Origin of the sequence: Trebonia kvetii (assembly GCF_007827045.1) — a bacterium.
Classification (GTDB): domain Bacteria; phylum Actinomycetota; class Actinomycetes; order Streptosporangiales; family Streptosporangiaceae; genus Trebonia; species Trebonia kvetii.
Genome location: NZ_RPFW01000003.1, coordinates 298,890 through 322,238, shown reverse-complemented (window position 1 = coordinate 322,238; position 23,349 = coordinate 298,890). Strand labels below are relative to the sequence as shown.

The 23,349-nt window shown below is 69.6% G+C and carries 20 protein-coding genes and 1 pseudogene; 10 read left to right on the top strand and 11 right to left on the bottom strand.

All coding sequences use genetic code 11. The features are described 5' to 3' along the window. Window positions 1–27 precede the first annotated feature (27 nt). A pseudogene (locus EAS64_RS45890) lies at window positions 28–438 on the bottom strand (DedA family protein); the annotation flags it as partial. A gap of 109 nt (window positions 439–547) precedes the next feature. Next, entirely contained in the window at window positions 548–1,195 is a 648-nt protein-coding gene (locus EAS64_RS16265) for a hypothetical protein (protein WP_145853849.1), read from the bottom strand. Window positions 1,196–1,353: 158 nt separating this feature from the next. Between EAS64_RS16265 and EAS64_RS16260 the strand changes: the two genes are divergently transcribed. Next, entirely contained in the window at window positions 1,354–2,487 is a 1,134-nt protein-coding gene (locus EAS64_RS16260) for an undecaprenyl-diphosphate phosphatase (protein ID WP_222849361.1), read from the top strand. Window positions 2,488–2,762: 275 nt separating this feature from the next. Here the strand turns inward: EAS64_RS16260 and EAS64_RS16255 are convergent, their stop codons facing one another. Both EAS64_RS16255 and EAS64_RS16250 read right to left on the bottom strand, forming a co-directional pair. Continuing rightward, a complete protein-coding gene (locus EAS64_RS16255) occupies window positions 2,763–4,268 on the bottom strand; it encodes a vWA domain-containing protein (RefSeq protein ID WP_222849360.1) in 1,506 nt (501 codons plus the stop codon). A gap of 37 nt (window positions 4,269–4,305) precedes the next feature. Then, window positions 4,306–5,211, bottom strand: a complete 906-nt coding sequence (locus tag EAS64_RS16250; protein WP_246115716.1) for an AAA family ATPase — start codon at window positions 5,209–5,211, stop codon at window positions 4,306–4,308. A gap of 122 nt (window positions 5,212–5,333) precedes the next feature. Between EAS64_RS16250 and EAS64_RS43610 the strand changes: the two genes are divergently transcribed. Beyond that, window positions 5,334–5,504, top strand: coding sequence for a hypothetical protein (locus tag EAS64_RS43610; RefSeq protein ID WP_187365959.1), 171 nt, complete (start codon window positions 5,334–5,336; stop codon window positions 5,502–5,504). Here the strand turns inward: EAS64_RS43610 and EAS64_RS16245 are convergent. Further along, the gene (locus EAS64_RS16245) at window positions 5,501–5,941 is read right to left on the bottom strand and encodes a nucleoside deaminase (protein WP_145853846.1); all 441 of its coding nucleotides are present in this window, start codon (window positions 5,939–5,941) and stop codon (window positions 5,501–5,503) included. The two genes, EAS64_RS43610 and EAS64_RS16245, sit on opposite strands and share 4 nt — an antisense overlap. Before the next feature lie 11 nt (window positions 5,942–5,952). Continuing rightward, window positions 5,953–6,534, bottom strand: coding sequence for a hypothetical protein (locus tag EAS64_RS16240; protein ID WP_145853845.1), 582 nt, complete (start codon window positions 6,532–6,534; stop codon window positions 5,953–5,955). A 78-nt stretch (window positions 6,535–6,612) separates the two neighbouring features. Between EAS64_RS16240 and ybaK the strand changes: the two genes are divergently transcribed. Further along, entirely contained in the window at window positions 6,613–7,095 is a 483-nt protein-coding gene (gene ybaK, locus EAS64_RS16235; RefSeq protein WP_145853844.1) for a Cys-tRNA(Pro) deacylase, read from the top strand. A 73-nt stretch (window positions 7,096–7,168) separates the two neighbouring features. On the opposite strand, the gene lgt is transcribed toward ybaK, so the two are convergent. Beyond that, entirely contained in the window at window positions 7,169–8,353 is a 1,185-nt protein-coding gene (gene lgt / locus EAS64_RS16230) for a prolipoprotein diacylglyceryl transferase (RefSeq protein ID WP_145853843.1), read from the bottom strand. Window positions 8,354–8,459: 106 nt separating this feature from the next. Between lgt and EAS64_RS16225 the strand changes: the two genes are divergently transcribed. Continuing rightward, entirely contained in the window at window positions 8,460–9,155 is a 696-nt protein-coding gene (locus EAS64_RS16225) for a response regulator (protein WP_281283272.1), read from the top strand. 36 nt (window positions 9,156–9,191) lie between these two features. Here EAS64_RS16225 and EAS64_RS16220 read toward each other — a convergent pair whose 3' ends face one another. The 4 genes from EAS64_RS16220 to EAS64_RS16205 all read right to left on the bottom strand — a co-directional run bounded on the left by EAS64_RS16220 (window position 9,192) and on the right by EAS64_RS16205 (window position 14,843). Continuing rightward, entirely contained in the window at window positions 9,192–10,964 is a 1,773-nt protein-coding gene (locus tag EAS64_RS16220; protein ID WP_246115715.1) for a sensor histidine kinase, read from the bottom strand. A gap of 43 nt (window positions 10,965–11,007) precedes the next feature. Next, a complete protein-coding gene (gene ftsH / locus EAS64_RS16215; RefSeq protein ID WP_246115714.1) occupies window positions 11,008–12,909 on the bottom strand; it encodes an ATP-dependent zinc metalloprotease FtsH in 1,902 nt (633 codons plus the stop codon). Window positions 12,910–13,333: 424 nt separating this feature from the next. Then, window positions 13,334–14,305: a rod shape-determining protein gene (locus EAS64_RS16210; protein ID WP_145853841.1), complete on the bottom strand. Its 972-nt coding sequence runs from the start codon at window positions 14,303–14,305 to the stop codon at window positions 13,334–13,336. Window positions 14,306–14,423: 118 nt separating this feature from the next. Next, window positions 14,424–14,843, bottom strand: coding sequence for a pyridoxamine 5'-phosphate oxidase family protein (locus tag EAS64_RS16205; protein WP_145853840.1), 420 nt, complete (start codon window positions 14,841–14,843; stop codon window positions 14,424–14,426). A 175-nt stretch (window positions 14,844–15,018) separates the two neighbouring features. Here EAS64_RS16205 and EAS64_RS16200 point away from each other — a divergent pair, with 175 nt between their 5' ends. The 6 genes from EAS64_RS16200 to EAS64_RS16175 all read left to right on the top strand — a co-directional run bounded on the left by EAS64_RS16200 (window position 15,019) and on the right by EAS64_RS16175 (window position 23,333). Then, a complete protein-coding gene (locus EAS64_RS16200) occupies window positions 15,019–16,956 on the top strand; it encodes a cytochrome b N-terminal domain-containing protein (RefSeq protein WP_145853839.1) in 1,938 nt (645 codons plus the stop codon). A gap of 393 nt (window positions 16,957–17,349) precedes the next feature. Further along, window positions 17,350–17,808: an STAS domain-containing protein gene (locus tag EAS64_RS16195; protein ID WP_187365957.1), complete on the top strand. Its 459-nt coding sequence runs from the start codon at window positions 17,350–17,352 to the stop codon at window positions 17,806–17,808. Between the two features lie 228 nt (window positions 17,809–18,036). Beyond that, on the top strand, window positions 18,037–20,163 hold the full coding sequence (gene acs, locus EAS64_RS16190; RefSeq protein WP_145853837.1) for an acetate--CoA ligase: 2,127 nt from the start codon (window positions 18,037–18,039) through the stop codon (window positions 20,161–20,163). 218 nt (window positions 20,164–20,381) lie between these two features. Beyond that, entirely contained in the window at window positions 20,382–20,609 is a 228-nt protein-coding gene (locus EAS64_RS16185) for a DUF397 domain-containing protein (RefSeq protein ID WP_145853836.1), read from the top strand. Between the two features lie 153 nt (window positions 20,610–20,762). Next, complete coding sequence (locus tag EAS64_RS16180) at window positions 20,763–21,665, top strand: Sco1979 family transcriptional regulator (protein WP_222849359.1); 903 nt, start codon at window positions 20,763–20,765, stop codon at window positions 21,663–21,665. A 204-nt stretch (window positions 21,666–21,869) separates the two neighbouring features. After that, on the top strand, window positions 21,870–23,333 hold the full coding sequence (locus EAS64_RS16175) for an APC family permease (RefSeq protein WP_187365956.1): 1,464 nt from the start codon (window positions 21,870–21,872) through the stop codon (window positions 23,331–23,333). Window positions 23,334–23,349 lie beyond the last annotated feature (16 nt).

Genomic DNA, 23,349 nt, shown 5'->3' with positions numbered 1-23,349 from the left:
GTTCGCGCCGAGGGTGTAGCCCGCGATGCCAAGGGCGGCGGTCCACGGAATGCAGCCGAGCGCGGTGTAGAGGCCGAACTGGGCAGCGGGCATGCCAGCGAAGCCGGCGGGCAGCGAGATGAACGTGCGTATCACCGGGATCACCCGGCCGACGAGCACCGCGACCGGGCCGTGCCGGTCGAACCAGGCAGCGGCCCTGTCGATCTCGTGCTCACGGATGCCGATCCGCCGTCCCCAGCGCCCGATCGCCGCCTGCCCTGCGTACTTGCCCACCGCCCAGGCGAGGTAGCTGCCCACCACGTTGCCGAGCACGCCCGCCGCCACCACGCCGATGAGCGACGGCGGCTGCTCGCCGGGGAAGGCACCAGCCGCGAGCGCGCCGCCGAACATCATGATGACCTCGGAGGGCACCGGGATGCAGGCCGACTCGGCGAGCATCAGCACGAATACCGCGAGGTACCCGTACTGGGTGATCAGGTGCGTCAGGTTCTGCACCGGTTGCTCCTTCCAGCGGATGGCGCACTATCTTCTACAGGAATGTAGAAGCTTACCTCTTCCGCAGGACGCCCGTTCCCCTGCCGAACGCACGGATCGCGCCGGGCCGGTGCCTGGCCACCAGCAGGCAGGCCAGGACGATGAGGCTCGCGATCACGCCGCCGACTCCGACGACGTGGCCGATATCCCCGAGCCATTTGGCCGCGAGCGTGCCCGCGCTGAGCGCCGCGGCCAGCCATGGTATCCGCAGAATGATCAGCCGCACGGCGAACGCGCGATACGGCATCCGCACCGCGCCCGCCACGGTCGGCATCGCCGCGGTCAGCCAGCCGCCGGCCCGCCCCTGGCCGGCCGCGCGCCCCTGGCCCGCGGTCCGCTCGCGCGGCGCGCCGTCACGTTCCGCTCGGGCCGGGCGGCGACGGCGCCACCAGTCGATGAGCACCGCGCTCTCGAAGTAGGCCAGTTGATCGGCCCCGATCACGGCGATCACCATGGGGGCCGCGACAGCGAGCACCGGCCGGCCAGCGCCGATCAGCGCGCCGGCGATCAGCGTCACCGTCCCGCCGGGCAGCAGCATCCCGGGAATGGCGATGATCTCAACGACCACGGCGGCGCAGAGCGCCGCGACGGCGACAGCAGTCGGCAGCCCGCTCAGCGCCGAAGGCACTGCCGGGGTTGCCGCCGCCAAGAGACCCATCACCCCCAAACTATAACGAGACCTTGCATTTGGCACCTCTTTACTTTTATGGGTGTTTCTTTTGTTGATTCGTGTTGGCGGGCAGACTAACGGGGGGTCTTCTACACTGACGTAGAAGATAGTCGCAGCAGAGAGCGAGCTCGCCGCAGATGACTGCTCACATGACCTACGCCGAAGCCATGGTCGTTGGCCTTGTCCAGGGCGTGACCGAGTTGTTCCCGGTCTCCAGCCTCGGCCACAACGTGCTCATCCCCGCCCTGATCGGCGGCTCATGGGCGCAGGACCTGAGCGTTTCCGCACCGGAGTCTCCCTACCTGGCGTTCATCGTCGGCCTGCACGTCGCCACCGCGGCGGCCCTGATTCTCTACTTCTGGCGAGACTGGGTCCGGCTGGTCGGCGGCTTCCTCAGCTCGCTGCGCGAGCGGCGGATCGCGACGGCCGATCAGCGGCTCGCCTGGATGATCATCCTGGCGACCATCCCCGTCGGCATCGCGGGCCTGGCGCTTGAGCACGCCTTCCGCGTGGTCTTCAGCAAGCCGATACCGACCTCGCTGTTCCTCGCGCTGAACGGGGTCATGCTGCTCTGGGGCGAGCGGATCCGCCGCAACCGCCTCAGGGCGCTGGCGGTGCCCGGGCAGGTTCCCGTGCCCGGATCAGTTCCCGTGCCAGGTTCAGTTCCGGTGTCAGGATCAGTTCCGGTGTCAGGTTCCGGGCCCGTGCCGGAGGCGGGGCGGGTGTCCGGGTCCGGGACGGTGCCCGAGGCGACGGTGCCAGAGGCCTGGCCGGAGCCGGGAGGCTGGCCGGCCGGCCAGCCGGCGGACCCGCCGCCCGTCACGATCGACGACGGGCGGGAGGTCAATCCCGGCCGGGATGCGGAAATCGCCCGGGCGATCGCCGCCGACCGGCGGCTGAGCGCGATGGGCTACGGCCAGGCGGTGCTGATCGGCGCGGCGCAGATCGGCGCGCTGCTGCCCGGCATGAGCAGGGACGGCCTCGTCACGGTGGCGGGAATGCTGCGCGGCATCTCCCGCGAGGACGCGGTGCGCTACTCGTTCCTGCTGTCCGCGCCGGTGATCCTCGCTGCCGGGGTGCTGAAGATCCCCGATCTCACCGGCCCGCTCGGCGCTGGCATCGGCGGCCAGGTGATCGTCGGCAGCGTGCTCTCCTTCGTCGGCGCGTACCTGTCGGTCCGCTTCCTCACCAGGTATTTCGCCAAGGACCGCCCGCTGACCCCGTTCGGCATCTACTGCCTGATCGCCGGCCTCGGCAGCTTCATCTACCTCATAGCCCGCTAACCCCGCCGCACGACCCCTGCGCGCCGACGTCGCGTAGGCGTCGTTCAGCCCCCAGAGTCCACACAGGCCCCGTCGGCCACGCTCGGCTCGTGATCTCGAACATGAGCACGGAACTTCTGATTACAACGGAACTTTTCTACCGGCCGGGTAGAAAAGTTCCGCCAGGATAGGAGTTTCCGTGATCATCGGTGACGCGGCGAGACTCACGAAGGCAGTGGGAACCGTGGGGTCGGCGAGTTTTCAGTGACGACGGGCTGGCGGCCACGAACCGGAAGCTAACTGCGCCCCGGGGACCAGTGGCGGCCGAGTTGCTGGGTGATGGGCAGGTTCATGGGCGGCGGCTCCGCGGCGGAGGCGGCGGCCGGGACGGGCGCGGCGGGGCTGTCCGGGAACGACGGGACGTAGGAGGGGCGGTGCACCCGGGGGGCACGGAGCGCCTCGAGTAGCTCGCCGAGCGACTCGAAGTTGTGCGCGCTTACCACCGCGTCGCAGTAGGGCCAGGCGGCGGCCATGCCGCCGACCTCGGGGCGGTAGCGCTCAGACTGGGTGCGCGGGTTCGCCCAGACGATCCGGTAGGCGATCCGGTGCAGCCGCGCCATCTGCGCGCCGAGAACCACGGGGTCGCCGGTCTCCCAGCCGTCGGAAATGATCAGGATGACCGCGCCGCGGCCCATGCCGCGCACGCCGTAGCGGTCATTGAACTCGCGCAGCGCCGCGCCGATCCTGGTGCCGCCTGCCCAGTCGGGCGCGGCCTCGCCGGCGCGGGCGAGCATCGTCTCGGGCGAGGCAGCGGCGAGGAACGGCGTCAGCCGGGTGAGCCTGGTCGCGAACGTGAACACCTCGGTCCGCGGTCGCGACGCGTCGCCCGACGGGCCGGAGAAGCCAGAGCCGCCGCCGCCTGTCGCGCCCGACGACCGCGACGCGACGTACATCAGCTGCAGGATGGCGCGCGCGTACGGCTCCATCGAGCCGGAGATGTCGCACAGCACCACGAGCCGCCGCTGCCTGGTGCGCACCGCCCGCCTGGCGATCCGCACCGGCTCGCCGCCGGTCCGGGTGGCCTGCCGCATCGTGCGGCGCATGTCCAGCCGGGCGCCGTCCTTCTTCGGCCGGTACCGCCTGGTGCGGCGCGGCGGCACCGCGATCACCAGCTCGCGCATGAGCGTGGCGAGCTGCGCCAGCTCGGACGGGGAGAGCTGCGCGAAATCGCGCTCGCGCAGCCGCTCGGTCCGCGAGGCGACGCGCCGGACAGCGGGCATGCCCTCGTCAGGCTCGGCGTCGGAGTCCGATTCCGCTTCCCGGTCGCGCCCCATCCCCTCCGACAGCGCCTCATCGAGGCCGGCCAGCTCGGGCGGCAGCTCGTCCGCGCTCGAAGCGTCCGCTGCGGCATCCTCGCCGTCGGCGCGCTCGGCCGACTCGACGATCATGTTCTGCTGCGGCGCGGTCACCTCGGGCCGTTGCGTCCCGGCGGGACCCGTGCCGAACATCTCGTTGAACACCCGCTCGAAGGTGTCGACCTGATTCGGCGCGGACACCATCGTGGCGAGCGCGCAGGCGTGCAGCTGGGCGATGGTCCGCGCCCGCATCACGGTCAGCGCGCCCGCGAGCCGTTCGCTGCGGTCAGGCCCCGCGGGCAGCCCCGCGCTGCGCAGCGCGGCCGCGAACATCGCCGCGAGCGCGGCGTAGTCGGGTGACAGGCCAGCGGGATGCTCGCCGTCCTCGCGCCCGTTAATCCCGGGAGTCCCGGGGGACCCGGGACTCCCGGTAGTCCGTGGATTCACGGGAGTCTGGGAAGTCCCCGGAGTACGGCGGCCGTCGTCAGTCATGCCCGACGATGGAAGCCAGCCCCGTGTCCCGCACTGCCTGCTCGTCCTCCGGGTACTTGACGACGACGCTCAGCGTCCTGCCCGCCGAGTCCGCGGACAGCTGGTCATCGCCGAACACGGTCAGCGCGCCTGCCCAGGTGATCGCCTCTGATATGCCAGGCGGCTTGGTCAGCCCCAGGGCGCGCAGCCGGGCGACCGCCGCGGCGACCTCGCCGGCCAGCGGCTCGCTCGCCGCGGGCACCCGCCGCCTGATGATCTCGGCGACCCGGTGCGCGTCGGGGAAGCCGATCCAGTGGTAGAGGCAGCGCCGCTTGAGCGCGTCGTGCAGGTCCCTGGTCCTGTTTGAGGTCAGGATCACCACCGGCGGCACCGCAGCGTGCCGCGTCCCGAGCTCGGGGATGGTCACGGAAGACTCCGCGAGCATCTCGAAGAGGAACGCCTCGAATTCGTCGTCGGCCCGGTCCACCTCGTCGATGAGCAGCACGGCCGGCCGTGGCCCCGGATGGTCGAGCGCGGTGAGCAGCGGCCGTGCCAACAGGAAGTCCGCCGTGAACAGGTCGGTCTCGCGCAGCGTCTCGTGCGTCGCCTCGGCAAGCCTGATGGCCAGCAGCTGCTTGGGATAGTTCCACTCATACAGCGCCTCGGCCGCCGAGATCCCCTCGTAGCACTGGAGCCGGACGAGGATGGTGTCGAGGGTCTCGGCGAGCGACTTCGCCGCCTGGGTCTTGCCCACGCCCGGCTCGCCCTCAAGCAGAATCGGCTGGCCCATCCGCACCGCGAGGAACAGGGCAGCTGCCAGCTGATCACCCGCCATGTAGCCCGTCTTGTCGAGCGCCGTGCTCAGCGCCGTGACGTCAGGGAACCGCTCGCCGATCTCGGCAGAAACTTCGCTGCTCACAAGGTGCGAGTTTATCTCCAGGGGCCGGCAGGGCACGCATCGCGACATTCCGGGCAACAGAAGCGGCCGCCGCCACTTGTGCCGGCCCGCAATTCAGGCCACATGCGTTGGGGGATACCCGGTTGGCCGCGCACCATGACGGGAACGGCGCGATCGGCGCGGGGGTGCTGCTCGCGCCGGTGGCGGGCCTTGCCGGATGCGCGAGCAGCGCCGCGCCCGGCTCCGCCAGCCACGCGGGCGGCGGCACGGCAAGGCCCGCGCAGGTGGCCGTGGTCCGCGCCATGCCCGGCTAGCGGCCGCCGATGTCCTCGCTCCAGACGTCCGGGTAGCGCTGCTGGAACTCCTCCATCGCCGCGACGCAGCCCTGGTGGTCGAGCAGCACCACCTCGACGCCGTTGGCCCGCAGGAAGCCCAGGTCGCCCTCGAAGGTTCGTGCCTCGCCGACCACGACACGCGGAATCTGGAAGAGCAGGATCGCGCCGGTGCACATCTGGCACGGTGACAGCGTGGTGTAGAGGGTGGTGTCCAGGTAGGAGGCGCGACGGCCCGCGTTGCGCAGCGCGGAGATCTCCCCGTGCGCCACCGGGTCCCCGTGCTGCACCCGTTCGTTGTGGCCGGCGGCGATCACCGCGCCGCCCGCGGCGAGGACGGCGCCGACAGGGACGCCGCCACCGTCAAGGCTGGTCCGGGCCTGCTGGAGGGCGAGCGCCATCAGTTCCTCATCAGTCATGAACCGATACGTTACCCAGCCGCACCGCTCGCCTTGCGGAGGGACCGCAACGGGCACCGCCATTCGTAGACGAGTGCCTCGCCGACCCGCAGCCGGGCCCAGCGGGCAGCCTCCACCTGAAGCGCCCGCGCCGCCGTCAGCAGGGCCTGCGGCGGCGGCACGGCGATGACCTCACCAGGATCCATGCCCGGCTCGACGATGGGCACGACCGACAGCTTCTCCCTGGTCAGCCGCATGATCCGGTCCGGCGACTGGTCGTCGAGCACCGCGACGGCCTCGACGAGGTTGGCGAGCAGTTCCGCCCGCATCACCCGGTTCCGCTGCGTCCGCTTGAGCTCGGCCGACCGGTCCGCGGCGTGCGGCGGCCGCCGCCCGCTCAGGTGCCGCATGCTCTCGTAGACCACGCCCGCCGCGATGGCACCCCAGATCCCGTCGCTGATCCGCAGCTCACGCTCCACGATCAGGTGCCTGATGTCGTGCGACAGGCCGGGACCGGCGGTGCCGCCGAACAGCTGGTAGACGACGCCGTCATCGCGCTCGATGACGGCGTACGCCCGCTGATGGTCCGCAAGCCGCGGAAACGTGACGCGCATAGGGCCACTATGCGCAGCGTTCCCGGCAACGGCCTAACCATTTTCGCTCGCCCGCGCCAGGCGCTAGGGTGACGGTTCGTGGCAGGACGCGGCACCATGGCGACGATCGCCCTCGACCGGGCGAAGATCCCGTTCACCTTGCATGAGTACGAGCACGACCCTAAGTCGGGGTCCTATGGCCTGGAGGCGAGCGAGGCTCTCGGCGTGCCGCCGGACCGGGTGTTCAAGACGCTGGTCGCCGCGGTCGACGGCGGCACGCTCGCGGTCGGCGTGATCCCGGTGCACCGCCAGCTCGACCTCAAGGCGCTCGCGGCCGCCGTTGGCGGCAAGAAGGCCGCGATGGCCGACGTCTCCGCCGCCGAGCGGGCCACCGGCTACGTGGCGGGCGGCATCTCGCCGGTCGGCCAGAAGAAGCGGCTCCCCGTGGTGATCGACGCGTCGGCACTGGATCGCACCACGATATTCTGCAGTGCTGGGCGGCGCGGCCTTGAGATTGAAATCACACCCGCCGACCTAGTCAAGGCCGCCGGAGCGAAGGTCGCCGCGATAGCTGCAGGCTAGGCGCGGCCCGGCTCACTCAGTCCGGGCCGAAGGTCGCCGCGACAGCCGCGGGTTAGCGGCGGCCAAGGCCCATTCAGTCCTCCGAACGGTTGCCTGTTACACCCGCATCGTCAGCCGCGGCCACCTCGGCCGCCCGACCTGATGCGCCGGCCGTGACGCCGTCAGCGGGCTCTCCCGCTTCCTGGCCGCCGGCCTGCGGGCCATCATGCTCCGCGGCGGCCGATTCCTGGCCGGTCTCGCCCGCCGGGGCCTCGGCCGGGCTGGCCTCGGCGGAGCTGGCTTCGGCGGAGCTGGCTTCGGCGGGGCTGGCTTCGGCGGGGCTGGCTTCGGCGGAGCTGGCCTCGTCCGGGATGGCCTCGGCGGGGCTGGCCTCGTCCGGGCTCGCCGCCACGCCGCCCGCCGCCTCCGGCGCACCCGGCGTCAGCACCGTGTAGGGCCGCTCCGGACGGCGCTGCACGATCACGAACCAGACGAGGCCCGCGATGGTCAGCGCGACCGAGACGAACATGTTGAGCCGCAGGCCGAGGAAGTGTTCCGAGGAGTCGACGCGCAACGCCTCCTCGAAGATCCGGAACGCGGAGTAGCCGGCCACGTAGAGCGCGAACAGGCCCCACGGCTTGATCCTGGCGTGATGCCCGAGCCAGACGAGGAAGGCCGCGAGCGCCAGGTCCCAGATGAGCTCGTAGAGAAACGTCGGCTGGAAGGTGGAAAAGTGCAGGTCCTGGGCGGGGATGCCGCCCGCGAGCCGGTACTGGTAGGGGATCTCAAGGCCCCAGGGCAGCGTGGTGGGCCCGCCGAACAGTTCCTTGTTGAAGTAGTTGCCGATCCTGCCCACCGCCTGGGCGACGAGCAGCGCGGGCGCGATGGCGTTGGCGAACGGCCCGACGGTGATGCCGAGCCTGCGCAGCCGCCAGGCGCCGACGACGGCGGCGAGCGCCACGCCGCCCCAGATTCCGAGGCCGCCTGTCCACACCGCGAACAGCCCGTACCAGACGTGCGGGATATCGCCGGGCGTGGTGATGTCGAAGTAGATCCTGCCGCCGATGATGCCGGCCGGGACCACCCACAGCGCGATGTCGTTGACCACGTCCGGGTCGCCGCCTAGCGCACGCCAGCGCCGCCTCGTGATCAGGATCGCCAGCGTGATCCCGATGATGTAGCCGAGGGCGTAGAAGTGGACATCGAGCGGGCCGATGTGGAAACTGTTGATCGACGGGCTCGGGATGAATTGCGGCAGCGCGCCGGTGCCATGCGCCATGGCCAGAGACTACCGTGCGCCTCGATGGTCCGGGACGTTAGTCCGTGGCGCCCGGCCCGATGGCCGCATAACGTCTTGTTAAGAAGCCGAGGATCAGGAGAGCGCCGTGGGAACCCCAGCTAGCGAGAGCGACGCCAAGCAGCCAGTGAAGGTCTTCCTGCTCGACGACCACGAGATCGTCAGGCGCGGTGTCCGCGACATGCTCGAGGCCGAGGGCGACATCACGGTGATCGGCGAGGCGGGCACCGCGGCCTCGGCGCTCGCCAGGATCCCGGCGCTGCGGCCCGACGTGGCGGTGCTCGACGTCCGGCTGCCCGACGGTGACGGCGTGACCGTGTGCCGGGAGATCCGCTCCAAGATGCCCGAGGTGGCCTGCCTGATGCTCACCTCGTTCGCCGATGACGACGCGCTGATGGACGCGGTCATGGCGGGCGCCGCCGGCTACGTGCTCAAGCAGATCCGCGGCACCGACCTGGTGGGCGCGGTGCGCACGGTCGCCACCGGACAGTCGATGCTCGACCCGCGCGCCGCCGGGCAACTGATGGCGCGGCTGCGCGGCCAGACCGCCAAGCAGGACCCGCTGGCCGGCCTCACCCCGCAGGAGAAGCGGATCCTGGAGCTGATCGGCGAGGGCATGACCAACCGGCAGATCGGCGAGCACCTGTTCCTGGCCGAGAAGACGGTCAAGAACTACATCTCCGGCCTGTTCGCCAAGCTCGGCATGGAGCGCCGCACGCAGGCCGCCGCCTACGCGGCCAGGGTTTTCGGCGAGGACCACGCCCACGGCACAAGCACGCGCTAACGCCGGCGTACCGCGCCAGCGCAGCGGCGGCGCGGGCTAGCGCAGCGGATATTTCGCCTCAGCGGCAGGTCGTGGCTCCTGGTCAGGCACGCCAGGCACCTCCGGGACCGGCACTCGCCACTCCAGTTCGGTCCCGCCGCCTTCCGCGGCTGCCAGCCGCAGCACGCCGCCGAGCTGCTCCGCCCGCTCGGCCATGTTGGCAAGGCCGCTGCGCCTGCCGGTGTCCCCGATGCCCCGCCCGTTGTCCCTGACAAGCACCGTCAGCATCCCGGCATCGCCGGTGTCCACCGTCACGTCCACCCGCGTCGCGGCGGAGTGCCGCGCCGCGTTGGAGAGCGCCTCCCGCAGCACGGCAAGCACCTGATCGGACAGCTCCGCGCTGCCCCGGGAGTCGAGCCCGCTGCCGAGCCGCAGCGCGGGCGCGAAGCCGAGCATCTCCGCCATCTCGTCGGTGAGCGCGACGATGTCCGTCCGCAGCCGCGGCGCGCTGGCCCGGCCATGGGACTGGAGCGCGAAGATCGTCCCCCTGATGTCCCTGATCGTGTCGTCCATCGCGTCGACCGCGTTGCGGACCCGGTCGGCGACCTCGTGCCTGGCGATCATCGGCATGGTGCCCTCGAGCGACATGCCGGTGGCGTAGAGCCGCTGGATCACCAGGTCGTGCAGGTCCCTGGCGATCCTGTCGCGATCCTCGAACACCGACAGCTGCTCCGCGTCGGCCCGGTGATCGGCAAGTTCGAGCGCGACCGCCGCCTGTGCGGCGAACGCCGCGACGACGCTCGCCGCCCCCTGCTGTATGGGGGGCCTGCCCTGGGAGCGCCCGACGGTGAGCACGCCGCGCACGTGGCCGGGCGTGCCGAGCGGGAACAGCATGGCGGGCCCGATGTGCCCCATCGGCAGCCGGGTAACGTCCGCGGTGCGCGGGTCGGTGGCGAAATTCTCCACGGTGATGGGCTCGCCGCTGGCGAGCACCTGGCCGGACAGCGACTGGCCCGCGGGGACGACGAGACCGCATGCCTCGGCCGAACCCTCCCCCGCGGCGTACTCCAGGGTGAGCCTGCGGCCGTCCTCGTCGGGCAGCGCCAGCGTCACCAGGTCGGCGCCGGACAGCTCGAGCGCCTGCTTGGTCAGGTCTTCGAGCACCTTCGCCGGCGCCGCGCCGGACAGCAGCGAGATCGTCAGCTCGCTGCTTGCCCGCAGCCAGCTCTGCTGCCGCCTGGCCTCCTCGTACAGCCTGGCGTTCTCCACCGCCACGCCCGCCGCCGCGCCGAGCGCGGTCAGCACCGCCTCGTCGTCCTCGGTGAAATCGCCGCCGCCGCGCTTCTCCGTGAGGTACAGGTTGCCGAACACCCGGTCCCTGACCCGCATGGGGACACCGAGGAACGACCCCATCGCCGGGTGCCCCTCGGGGAAGCCGGAAGACTCCGGGTGCGTGCCGATGTCGGAAAGCCGCAGCGGGTGCGGGTCCTTGATAAGCAGGCCGAGCAGGCCTCGTCCCTCCGGCCAGTGGTGGATCCGCTCGATCTCCGCGGCGTCGAGGCCGACGGGGATGAACTCGACGAGCCGCTGCTCCTCGCCGATCACGCCGAGCGCGCCGTACCTGGCGTCCACCAGGTCCACCGCCGCCTCGACGATCCTGCGGAGCATCGCCTCAAGCTCGAGCCCGGAACCGATCGCGATGACCGCCTCGAGCAGCCCGTGCATCCTGTCCCTGGTCGCGAGCACGGCCTGCAGCCGCGTTTGCAGCTCAGAGAGCAGGTCATCCAGCCGAAGCTGGGGCAGCAAGCCGCCGCCTCCCGCGTCTTCCACAGGGCCAGGTTAGCGGGAGAACGGCGACCTTCGTAAATCCGGCCTAACTGGGCAGCGAACCATCTGCGCTGGCGAGGCCAGACCCCGCGGCTTCCGCCGCCGTCGCGGGGTGCGGCGAGAGGGCCACGGCGGGCGGCGACAGGCTCACCGAACGGTCGGGCCTGCCCGCCATGCGGTAGACGTCGGCGCCGTCGACCGTCTCCTTTTCCAGCAGCAGCGTCACCAGCGAGTCGAGCTCCGCCCGGTGGCTCTTGAGCAGTTCGATGGCGCGCTCCTCGGCCTGCCGCAGCAGCTTGGAGACCTCGCCGTCGATGGCCGCCTGAGTCGCCTCCGCGTAGGGGCGGCTTGACATGCCCGGACCGCCGCCGCCGAGGAACACCGAGCCGCCCTCCGGGTAGCCAACAGGCCCGAGTACTGGGGACATGCCGAACTCGCGGACCATCTTGGTCGCCAGATCGGTGGCGCCCGCCAGGTCGTTGCCCGCGCCCGTCGAGCCCTGGCCGAGCACGACGAGCTCGGCGGCGCGCCCGCCGAGCCGTACGGCGAGCGAGTCGTACAGGTAATCCTCGCCGTACATGTGCCGCTCCACGAGCGGCAGCTGCTCGGTGACGCCCAGGGCCTGCCCGGCGGGCAGGATGGTGACCTTGGCGACCGGGTCGGCGTGCTCGGACAGGGCGGCCACCAGTGCGTGGCCGGACTCGTGCACGGCGACCGCGTGCTTCTCCTCGGGAAGCAGCACGTTGGAGCCCTCGCGGCGGCCGAGGATGATCCTGTCCCGCGCGGCGGCGAAGTCCTCGGCGGTCACGACGTGCCGGTTGTCGCGCACCGCGAAGATGGCCGCCTCGTTGGCGAGGTTGGCGAGATCGGCTCCGGAGAAGCCGGGGGTGCCGCGGGCCACGACGTCGAGGTCGACGTCGGGCGCCAGCTTCTTGCCCTTGGTGTGCACCCGGAGGATGGCCTGCCGCTCGCCGACATTGGGCAGCGGGATGGTTACCTGGCGGTCGAAGCGGCCCGGACGGAGCAGCGCTGGGTCGAGGACCTCCGGCCGGTTGGTCGCGGCGAGCACAACGATGCCCATGGTGGGGTCGAACCCGTCCATCTCCGCGAGCAGCTGGTTCAGCGTCTGCTCCCGCTCGTCGTTGGAGACGACCGCGCCCGAGCCCGCACGGCGCTGGCCGATCGCGTCGACCTCGTCGATGAAGATGATCGCAGGCGACCGCTTGCGCGCCTCGGCGAACAGGTCACGGACCCGGGCGGCGCCCACGCCGACGAACATCTCGACGAAGCTTGAGCCGCTTACCGAGAAGAACGGCACGTTCGCCTCGCCGGCCACGGCCCGGGCGAGCAGCGTCTTGCCGGTTCCCGGCGGGCCGACCATGAGCACGCCGCGCGGGACGACGGCCCCGGCCCTCGCGTACCGCTCGGGGTTGCGCAGGAAGTCGACGACCTCGCTGATCTCCGACTTCGCCCCCTCGTACCCGGCCACGTCCGCGAACGTGGTGGAGGGCTTCTCCTCGTCGAACACCTTGGCGCGCGACCTGCCCACGCCGAGCACGCCCTGCATCTGCCCCATCGCGCCGCGGGACAGCCGCCGCCAGAACCAGAAGAACAGAGCGAACGGGGCCAGGATGATGAGCCAGTTCAGCAGCTCAGCGCCGAACCCGGGCGACGAGGTGCCGCCGGTGACCTTGACGCCCGCCGCGTTGATCTGGTTGAGCGTCTGCTCCCCGACCTGCGTGGGGAAGACGACGCTGTAATGCGTGCCGTTGGTCAGGGTGCCGGTGCTCGTGCCGCCTGCCGTGGGCGAGGTGGTGATCGTCGCGACCTTGTGCGCCGCGACGTCGGACATGAACTGCGTGTAGGTCAGTGTTGTCTGCCCCGCCTGATGCACCGCCGGCAGGAGGTACCACAGGAGCACCGCGGTGACGATCGCGCCTAGCCACACCCAGTGCCGCCAGGCCGGCGGCGTGGGCGGCGGTGGGGCCCCAGGCCCCGGCTTGTCTCCAGGAGGCGGAGGAGTGGCTTGCTTGCTCATGCCGACCTTGCCCTTTCCGCCAGGCGAGCGCCGCTGCCGAGGCCCGGTCTCCTGCGCTGTGCGCTGCCACTGTGCCTGTCCCGCAGGGTTACCGTGCCCGGCGGGCTTGTCTTTTAGACAACGCGCCGGAAATGCCCGCTCTTCCTCACTTGACGGCCACTAAACAAGCTCTAAGCGAACGCTCAGCGCCCGCCGAGCCGTCCGCGCAGCGGACACTCGGGGGTTCGGGGGACGTCCCCCGGGAGATGGGCGCTTGCTGAGCGCCCGATACGATGGCGATTTGTGCCATCGGGCGCTCAGCAGGCGCGGGGTACGGGGGGTCGTCCCCCCGGGATTAAGCCTGCAGCATGCGCGCGGCGCCGCGCACGACGGTGCGGAGCGGGTCGTCCACCAGGATCACGCCGATGCCCGCCACCTCGCCGAGCCGGTCCGCGAGGCCGGGCAGCAGCGCGCCGCCGCCGGACAGCCTGACCTGGCCGCGCACGACATCCTCCGCGAGGCCGGCGGGAATGTCGGAAAGCACGTTCTGCACGGTGGTGCCGATGGCCGACACGACCGGCCCGAGTGCGCCTGCCACCAGGTCGCCAGGCACCTTCTCGACGCGCGGCGTGCGGCGCGCCGCGTCGAGGCCGACCGTTTCCGCCCATCCTTCCGGTCCCCCGGTGAGGCCAAGTTCGGCCTTGAGCTGTCGCGCCGCGCGCTGGCTGAGAATCATGCCGAGACCGGACCTGGCCGCGCTGATGATCGCCTCGTCCATCGCGTTGCCCGCCATCCGCAGGCTCTCCGCGCGGACCACACGCCAGCCGGCCACCGCCGCGACCTCAGTGGTCCCGCCGCCCACGTCGACAACGAACCCGCCCTCGCCCGCGCTCAGGTCGAAGCCCGCCCCCGCCGCCGCCGCGACCGGCTCGTCCACCAGCTCCACGGCCCACCTGGATCGCCTGGTGCCGAACGCGGCGATCACCGAGCGCCGCTCCACCCAGGTGGCACCGCCTGGCACGCAGACCACGGCGCGGCGGCGAAACGGGCCGCCGAGCGCACCGGACTTGCGCAGGAAGCCGTGCAGCATCTCCGCGGTCGCGTCCAGGTCGGCGATCACCCCGTCGCGCAGCGGGTGAATGACCCTGATGTCCTTGGGCTCCTTATCCGCGAGCGCGTCCGCCGCCGTGCCGATGGCCGCGACCGAGCCCGTCGCGTCGTCGATCGCGATGGCGGACGGTTCCTCTAGCACCAGGCCGCGCCCGTCCACCCAGACGAGCGTGTTGACCGTTCCCAGGTCAATAGCGACACTGCCCCTGCTGAGCATCCTCGGCCACCTCTAGTCCGCTCATGACGACTCGCGCCCCGTGCCTCACGGCACAGCCCTGATATGTGCGGATACCACACTATGGCCAAGATAAGCCGGGTTCGGGAGGAAAACCCGGTCAGGCCCTGCGGATGCGCCGCCCGCTGACAAGTGCGGCCCTGATGCTGATGTAGGTGTCCTTGTCGCCGCCGATCCACGGGTCGACATCGGCGGCCTCGGCCCCCGCCCGCTCCTCCGGCTCCTCCAGGTAGTGGGCCGGGCCCTGGATCATGACCGACCAGCCGGTGCGGTCGGACCGGTTGATGTCGTCGACCTCGAAGGCGACCCGGTACTCGGCGTCGGGGATACCGGTGCGCAGGTCCGCGACCAGGGCACTGTCGGCCTCGGTGCGGAAGACGACGGCCCCGTCCACGATCCTGAAATTCACCGGCAGGATCATGGGGCCGTACCGGCCGGTGAAGCCGATCCGCCCGACCTCGGACCCGGCGGCGAGCCGCAGCGACTCTTCCTCAGAAAGCTGTTCCACGATGGACTCCATGCGGCCAGTCTTACCCGGCCGCGCCGGCGGCGCCACACCGATGCCCGGTTTGGGACCAAGGTCCCGGCTATTGGGTGACTCCCCTCCCTAGGTCGAGTGCGACTCCCGTCACATGGTTGGCCTATCAACGCATTCGCCTTGCCCGAGGGGAAGGCGGCGACTTGGAGGCCTGGCGATGGATGCACTCAACGCGGCGGGGCACGGCGCACTTGCCGTTGACCTCAATGCTCCTGGCAGTTACCTGAACTGGTCGATCTTCACTATCTCGGTCGCCAACCTGGTGCTGATCGCGGTGATGGTGGTGATCTTCGGCGCCGCGCTGCTGCTGCCCTTCCCCGGCAGGCATCGCCCAGCCGGCGTCGGGGACGCCGAGGCAGGGGGCGATAGCCCGGCCCCCGATGCGTCCGAGGCGCCGGCCACCGCCTACGAGATGGCGAGCCCCTACGTCGACGCCGACCCGGATAGCCGGATGTGGACGGCCCGGGTCCGGCGCCGCGCACTCACCCTGCTGCCGCCGGGCAAGCTGCTGCCCGACCGGCAGCCCGGCTACGTCGCCTCGTGGATCTACGTGTTCGGCGTGGCGTCGCTCGCCGCCCTCGGCGTCGCGATCGCGAGCGGCTTCGCGATCGCCCTCGGCGGGACCGACTGGTGGCACACCAACCCGGTGGGCCACTTCTTCAACAGCGTCCACCTGTGGAGCGTCGAGCTCTTCATGGCCTTCATGGTCATCCACCTGTGGGGCAAGTTCTGGATGGCCGCCTGGCGCGGCCGGCGCTGGCTCACCTGGATGACCGGCGTGGTCGCCTTCGTCGCCTCGATCGTGGAGTGCTTCACCGGGTACCTGTCGCAGCAGAACTTCGACGCGCAGTGGATCGCCACCAACGGGAAGGACGCCTTCAACGCCACCGGGGTCGGCGCGTTCTTCAACCTGATGAACTTCGGCCAGATGCTGCTCTGGCACGTGGTGCTCATCCCCGTCGTGCTCATCGCCCTGGTCGGCGCGCACGTGCTGCTGGTCAGGGTCCGCGGCGTCAGCCACCCGCTGCCCGCCAGGTACCCGACGCTGCGGATGCCGACGCCGACGGCGCTGCGCGAGCTGACAGGGCGCCAGGCCCGGGCGGAGCGGCGGACGAGGCGGGCCGCCGAGGCGGCACCTTGGCGCGGTGCGACCAGGCGGTACGACATCCTCAAGGAAGGCACCATCGCCGCGCTCGTGGCGCTTGTTCTCACGGTGGGGCTGGCCAGCCTGCTGTCGTCGCCCGACGTCCCGCCGGCCACCGTGCGCAGCTGGGTGCAGGTGGCGCCGTCCGACTTCCTCGGCACCGCGGCGAGCGAGCTCGACGGGACGAGCGGCACGGCCGGCTACGGGCCGCCGTACAACAGCAACGGCACCCCGCAGAGCCTGCTCTTCGCGCCGGCGAACATCACCGGGGTGCGGCAGCCGATCGACACGGCGAAGACTTTCGTGCTCGACCCGCTGGCAAAGTCCGCGCCGACCGACCCGCAGCTCGCCGCCGCGCTGCGCATATACGACGCGGCGACGCCGGCGCAGCAGGACGCCTGGGCCGCGGCTTACAACAAGGCCGTGCAGAAGGTCACCTTCGTGAACGGCAGCCCGGTGCTGCCGAGGGCCGCCGACGGCCCGGTCCCGGTCATGCTCGCGACCGAGCTCACGCTGGCCCGCAGCGGCGCGCTCGACGGCGATCTCAGCGCGCAGCAGCCGTTCTACGGCACCGACTTCACCAGGCCGCTGCTGTTCCTCGCCGACGGCCAGTACTACGCGAATCAGGCCGCGGCGATGAACCTGACCGGCGACACGTGGGGCGTGATGAACGAGACGGGCAGCTACCCGGGCCAGCCCTGGCTCTGGCTGTACCAGCTGTGGTACCACGTGCCTGGCTGGGAGAACTCCTTCAACCTGGACCTGATCGCGATATACATGACGGGCCTCGCGACGCTGCTGCTGCTGCTCGTGCCGTTCCTACCCGGACTGCGGGACATTCCCAGGCTCATCCCGGTGCACCGGTTGATCTGGCGATCCTGGGGCGACCGGGCTGAGGGCACGGCGGAGGCCGACGGCGACCGGTCCGCGCGGTCGGGCGTGACCCGGTGACCGTCTTACCTGACCGCGCCAACTGCCGCACAATGGTGCGGCAGTTGGCAATCATGGTCCCGCGTGCACGCGGTTGCGGGAGTGACCCAGGGTCCGGCCCGGCGTGGCGGTTGCCCCCCGCCGCCGCGGCGTGATAGATCTCACTTTCCGTGATCGCGCGGTAACTGTTCGTCGCTTGACGACGTTCCGTGAGGAAGCAGTCACAGAAAGAACACGAGAACCATCCAGCACCCTCTTACGTTTTATTCAGTGACAGGGCGGTGCCACCGTAAGGTTCCCGGTCTTCACTGTTACTAGAGCATCCCGGGGCGGATAGCACGAAATTGGACGAGGTAGGTGCAGAGGTAGCTTTTCGTTCACTACGATCGAGGAGGGGAAATTTTGATGAAACGCGTGAGCCGCGTCGCAGGGGACCAGGCTCCGCCCGACAGGGGGACCGATAGCGACATGGGGGCAGTCATCGATCTCGCCGGCCAGGCACTGCAACTGGAACTGGCGTACCTCGTGACGACCGAGGGCAAGGCGACCGTCCGGGTGCGCGGCGAGCTTGACATCGCCACCGCGGACCAGGCGTACGCGTACCTGCGCGACGTGGTCGACAGCCAGGAAGGACCGGTCACGATGAACCTCTCCGAGCTGACCTTCTGTGACGCGGCGGGCCTTGGCGTGCTTGCCAGGGTGGCCGCGCACGCGCGCCGTTCCGGCCGCTCACTCGAACTGACGGGCGCGCGTCCCGCGCTGCTCAAGATCATGGCCATCACCGGCATGGACGAGACGTTCCCCGAGATCAGCAACCCCGCGCTTTCCTTCATCTCCCTGCCGCGCCAGGCGGCCATCACCCGCCTCGGCTGAGGCCAGGCCACGTCCGGGCGCACCCCTGCTCCCTGGTTAACGCAATTGACATAGCTGTTCGCTGGGCGCAGCATGGGCGGCTGCCCCATGGTCGGCGCCAGGTATGCGCGTTAAATTTGGATTGCGGCTCTGGGTATCACCGGGGCGACAGCGCAAAGCGGTGGGACAAAGCGATCAGTAAGAGCGCCGACAGGCGCGCCTACGCAGGGACGCGGAGGAGATACTTTCATGGCTGACGACCTGGACGATGTGACCGACGAGAGTTCTGAATCGTCTGAAGCCCTCATCGCAGTGCACTGGCGCGAGGAAGGCTACTATCCGCCGCCGGCGAGCTTCGTGGCGCAGGCCAACGCATCCGACCCGGCGATTCGCGAGCAGTTCACCGAGGACAAGTACCCGGACTGCTTCACCGCCTACGCGGACCTGCTCACCTGGTACAAGAAGTGGGACACGGTCCTCGACACGTCGAACGCACCGTTCTGGAAGTGGTGGGTCGGCGGCGAGCTGAACGCCTCGTACAACTGCGTCGACCGGCACCTGGAGACCCATCCGAACAAGGCCGCGCTGATCTTCGTCCCCGAGCCTGAGGGCGACGCTCACCAAGCGATCACCTACCGCGAGCTGTACGTCCGGGTCAACGAGTTCGCGGCCGTGCTCAGGGAGCTGGGCCTGAAGGCGGGCGACCGGATCACGTTCCACATGCCGATGGTGCCTGAGCTGCCGGTGGCCATGCTCGCCGCGGCCCGGCTCGGCATCATCCACTCGCAGGTGTTCGCCGGGTTCTCCGGCACGGCGGCCGGCCACCGGATCGCCGACTCCGGCTCCACCGTGCTCGTCACGATAGACGGCTACTACCGCAGCGGCGACCTGCTCGACCACAAGGTCAAGGCGGACGAGGCAGTCGAGGCGGCGGCCAAGGAGGGGCAGCAGGTCGACAAGGTCCTGGTGTTCCGCCGCTACCCGGGCCAGTACTCCGCCAAGACCCCGATGGTCGAGGGGCGGGACGTCTTCGTCGACGACCTGCTCGCCGCGCACAAGGGCGAGATCGTCGAGCCCGTCGCGCTGAAGGCCACGGATCCGCTGTTCCTGATGTACACCTCGGGCACCACCGGGCGCCCGAAGGGCTGCCAGCACTCCATCGGCGGCTACCTGTCCTACGTGGCCGGGACGTCCAAGTACTACCAGGACATCCACCCGGACGACACGTACTGGTGCATGGCCGACATTGGCTGGATCACCGGCCACTCCTACATCGTGTACGGCCCGCTCGCCCTCGGCACCACGAGCGTGATCTACGAGGGCACCCCGAACTACCCGGACGCGGGCCGGCCGTGGCGGATCGCCAGGCAGCTCGGCGTGAACATCTTCCACACCTCGCCCACCGCGATCCGGATGCTCCGCAAGGTCGGCCCGGACGAGCCGGCCAAGTACGACTTCCACTTCAAGCACATGACCACCGTCGGCGAGCCGATCGAGCCCGAGGTCTGGCGCTGGTACTACGACAACGTGGGCAAGGACGAGGCCGTCATCGTCGACACCTGGTGGCAGACCGAGACCGGCGGCTTCCTCGGCTCCACGCTGCCCGCCATCGACTCGGCGAAGCCGGGCTCCTGCGGCCCGGCGGCGCTCGGCATCTACCCGGTCATCCTCGACGAGGACAGCAACGAGGTCCCGGCGGGCAGCGGCAAGGCCGGCAACATCTGCATCCGCAACCCCTGGCCTGGCGTCTTCCAGACCATCTGGGGCCAGCCCGACCGGTTCGTCTCGACCTACTACGCCAAGTACAACAAGGACCCGAAGTCCACCGACTGGCGCGACTGGCCTTACTTCGCAGGCGACGGCGCTACCCAGGCGGCCGACGGATACTTCCGCATCCTCGGCCGGGTCGACGACGTGATCAACGTGGCCGGCCACCGGCTCGGCACCAAGGAACTCGAGTCCGCCGCGCTCACCGTCAACGAGGTCGCCGAGGCCGCCGCGGTCCCGGTCGTCGATGACGTGCGCGGCCGGATGGTGGAGATGTACATCGCGCTCAAGCCCGGCTTCGACGCGAGCCCGGAGATCGAGGCGAAGGTCAAGGCCGCGATCGAGACCGACATCGGCAAGATCGCCCGGCCGAAGAACATCTGGATCGTCCCCGACATGCCGAAGACCAGGTCGGGCAAGATCATGCGCCGGGTGATCGCCGCGACCTCGAACTTCACCGACACCGGCGACATCACCACGCTCGCCAACCCGGAGGTCGTGGAGAAGATCCGCGAGCAGGTGCAGACCGCCAAGCGCGCCAAGGGCGAGGCCCCGCGCGAGCTGTCCGAGACCGAGCTCCACGAGATCAAGAGCTTCGGCGCCGAGTAGAGGCGTGACGGGGCAAGAAATCGCCCTGGGTAGCGGGTCATCGTCTGATGATGGCCCGCTACTCGCATTTGCGTTAGAAATTGGTCATCTGCACGTTATTTTGCGAAAGTTTCGGCACTTCCCGTCTGCCATGTGCATCTGCACTGTGCAGAATTTAGCGGTAGTCTGCGTTCTGTCGATATCCCGTAGGTGTTTCACTCATCGAGGGAGATAGCTGGATGCCCGCAGAAAACGGAGTACCCGCCGACCGGCTCGAAGTGACCTGGCGAAAGAGCGAGCACAGCAACCCAAGCGGCTCGTGCGTCGAGGTGGCGTCGCTGCCTGACGGAGCAGTCGCTGTCCGCAACTCGCGCTACCCGTCCGGACCTGCACTGATTTACACCCGTGCCGAAATCGCCGCGTTCCTCGCGGGAGCGAAGGCCGGGGAGTTCGACGATCTCGCTTAAGTCACAATTGGCAACATGATGCCAGCCAGTCCCGTATGAATGCGCACGCGGTTGCCAGCCGGGTAAAATGCGGGGAGAGACCGCGGGGCGGTGCCGCGGCTGCTCGCATGGCTGAATAGCGCGAAGTGCGGTTCTAGCGGCGTCGGAGCAGTAATGAATACTGGGGGCCCGGGCGGCAAGCAGCCAGACCCTGGCATGGAAGACCCGCAAGTCGACGGCTTCGTCCTTCGCATGCTGCTCGGCTCCCAGCTTCGCCGCCTCCGCGAAGCGGCCAACGTCACGCCGGAGCAGGCCGGTTACGAGATCCGCGCGTCCCGGTCGAAGATCAGCCGGATGGAGACCGGGCGGGTCGGATTCAAAACGCGCGATGTCATCGACCTGCTCACCCTGTACGGCGTGATCGACGAGCAGTCCCAGTCCAAGTTCATCTACCTGGCCAGGCAGTCGAGAAGACAGGACTGGTGGACCAGCTACAGCGACGTACTGCCCGACTGGTTCGAGAACTACCTCGGGCTCGAGTCCGCGTCCTCGACCATCAGGACCTTCGAGATCCAGTTCGTGCACGGCCTGTTCCAGACCGAGGACTACGCCAGGGCCGTCACGCTCCTCGGCCATCAGACCGCGCCGCCGGACGAGATCGAACGCCGGGTCGGGCTCCGGGTCAAGCGCCAGGACCTGCTTGTCAGGGAGGACGCGCCACGGATCTGGTCGGTCATGGACGAGGCGGTGCTGCGACGGCCGGTCGGCGGCCTGACCGCGATGCGGGCGCAGCTCCGCCGTCTCCTCGAGGTGACCGCGCTGCCACAGGTCACCCTCCAGGTCGTGCCGTTCGACCGCGGCGGTCACGCCGGCGCCAGCGGGTCGTTCGCGATCTTGCGGTTCGAGGAGCAGTACCTGCCCGACGTGGTGTACATGGAGCAGCTCACCGGCGCCGTCTACCTGGAGCAGCGTTCCGACGTCGAGCATTACCTGGCGGTTATGGATCAGCTCAGCAGCGAGGCGCTGACCCCCGACGCCACCACCCGTTTTATCGAGCAAGTTGTCAAGGAGACATAAGAGGCCACAAGAGTGACGACACGATTCCTGTTGCTGATGCCATCAAGCAGCTGTGTGATGCCTGCGTGCAACAGGCCGGTAAGTCACCGGTATTTGGTGATAATGTGCCGTCCGGGCACTCGGATGAGTCTTGCTTGCTTACTGCTGCTTCCGATGTTAGAACGCAGGAAATATTCACTGATGTCGAGGCCGGAAGGGAAATTAATGGCTAGTAAGCCTCCGGGCGTCCAGGCGGCCGCGGAGCCGGTCAGGGACAGGCAGGATCTGCTGAAGCCCGATGCGATCGGGATCGCACAGGCCACCGTGATCGGCATGGCCACGTCTGCCCCGGCCGCCACGGTCGCGATTTCGCTCGCCGCGTTCGCGGCGGCGACGGCTTACGCCAGCGGCCCCATTCTGCTGATCGCGGCGATCCCCATGCTGATCATCGCGAACGCGTACCGCCGGTTGAACCTGTGGAGCGCCAACTGCGGCGCGTCGTTCGAGTGGGTCGGCCGGGCGATCAACCCTTACCTCGGGTTCCTCACCGGGTGGCTGATGATCGTCACCTATATAGTCGGCACCGTCGCCGGGGTGATCGTCCTCGGCCCGTCGATCCTGGCGGTCACCGGTGCCGACTCGGCGGGCACCGGGGCCTCGGTGGCCATCGCCGGCATCGTCGTCCTCGTGATGCTCGTCCTCGCCGTGGTGGGCATCCGGATCTCCGCCCGCGCCCAGATCGGCATGGCCGTGATCGAGTACGCGATCCTCATCGGGATAGCCATCGCCGGCCTGGTATGGGTGCTGAGCCACCATGCGGGCAGTTACCCGATCACCTCGAGCTGGTTCACGCTTTCCGGTGTCGGCGGCCACGGCGACGTCATGGGTGCCTTCCTGCTCGTCATCTTCGTTTACGGCGGCTGGGACGGCACCCTGTACGTCAACGAGGAGGTCGAGCACCGGAAGGTCTACCCGGGCCGGGCCGCGGTGATCGCAGTGGCGGCGCTGGCCGTGATCTACACCCTGGTCCAGGTTGGCCTGCAGGGCGTCGTCTCCCCCGCGAAGCTGCAGGAGAATGGCGGTTCCGCGCTGGTCTACATCGCCCAGGTCATGGGCGGCACGGCCCTGGCGCGCATCATGGCCGTAGCCATCGCGCTGTCGGTGATCGCGACGACCGGCGCCGGCATCATCCTCGGTGCCCGCATCGTCTACGGCATGGCCAGCTACCGGGCGCTGCCGGGATTCCTCGCCGGCGTCTCCCGGAGGTATTCCACCCCGGTTGCCTCAAGCGTTGTCGTTGGCGTGCTTATCGCCGCTATCAGCGCGGTCTACTTGCTCGCCACCTCCCTGCAGAGTGCGTTCGTCGACATCATCTCGATTCTCGGGGACCTGCTCGCGATCCTGTACATCCTCACCACGCTGGCCGCGCTGACGTACTACCGGCGCCGGATCACCGCCTCGTGGCGGGACGCGATTGTCGTGGGTGTCCTGCCGCTCGGCGCGGCCGGCTTCCTTGGCTACATCCTGTACCGGTCGCTGTCGAGCGCCTGGGACTCGTCGCAGGCGCAGGTCTGGACACTCCTCGGGGTCATCGCCTCCGGGCTGGTCATGATGCTTATCGCACGATTCGCGCTGCGGTCTGTCTTCTTCCGGCTGCCCATTGAAAGCGAGCCCCGCGCGGGGGACTGACCGCGATCGCGGCTGT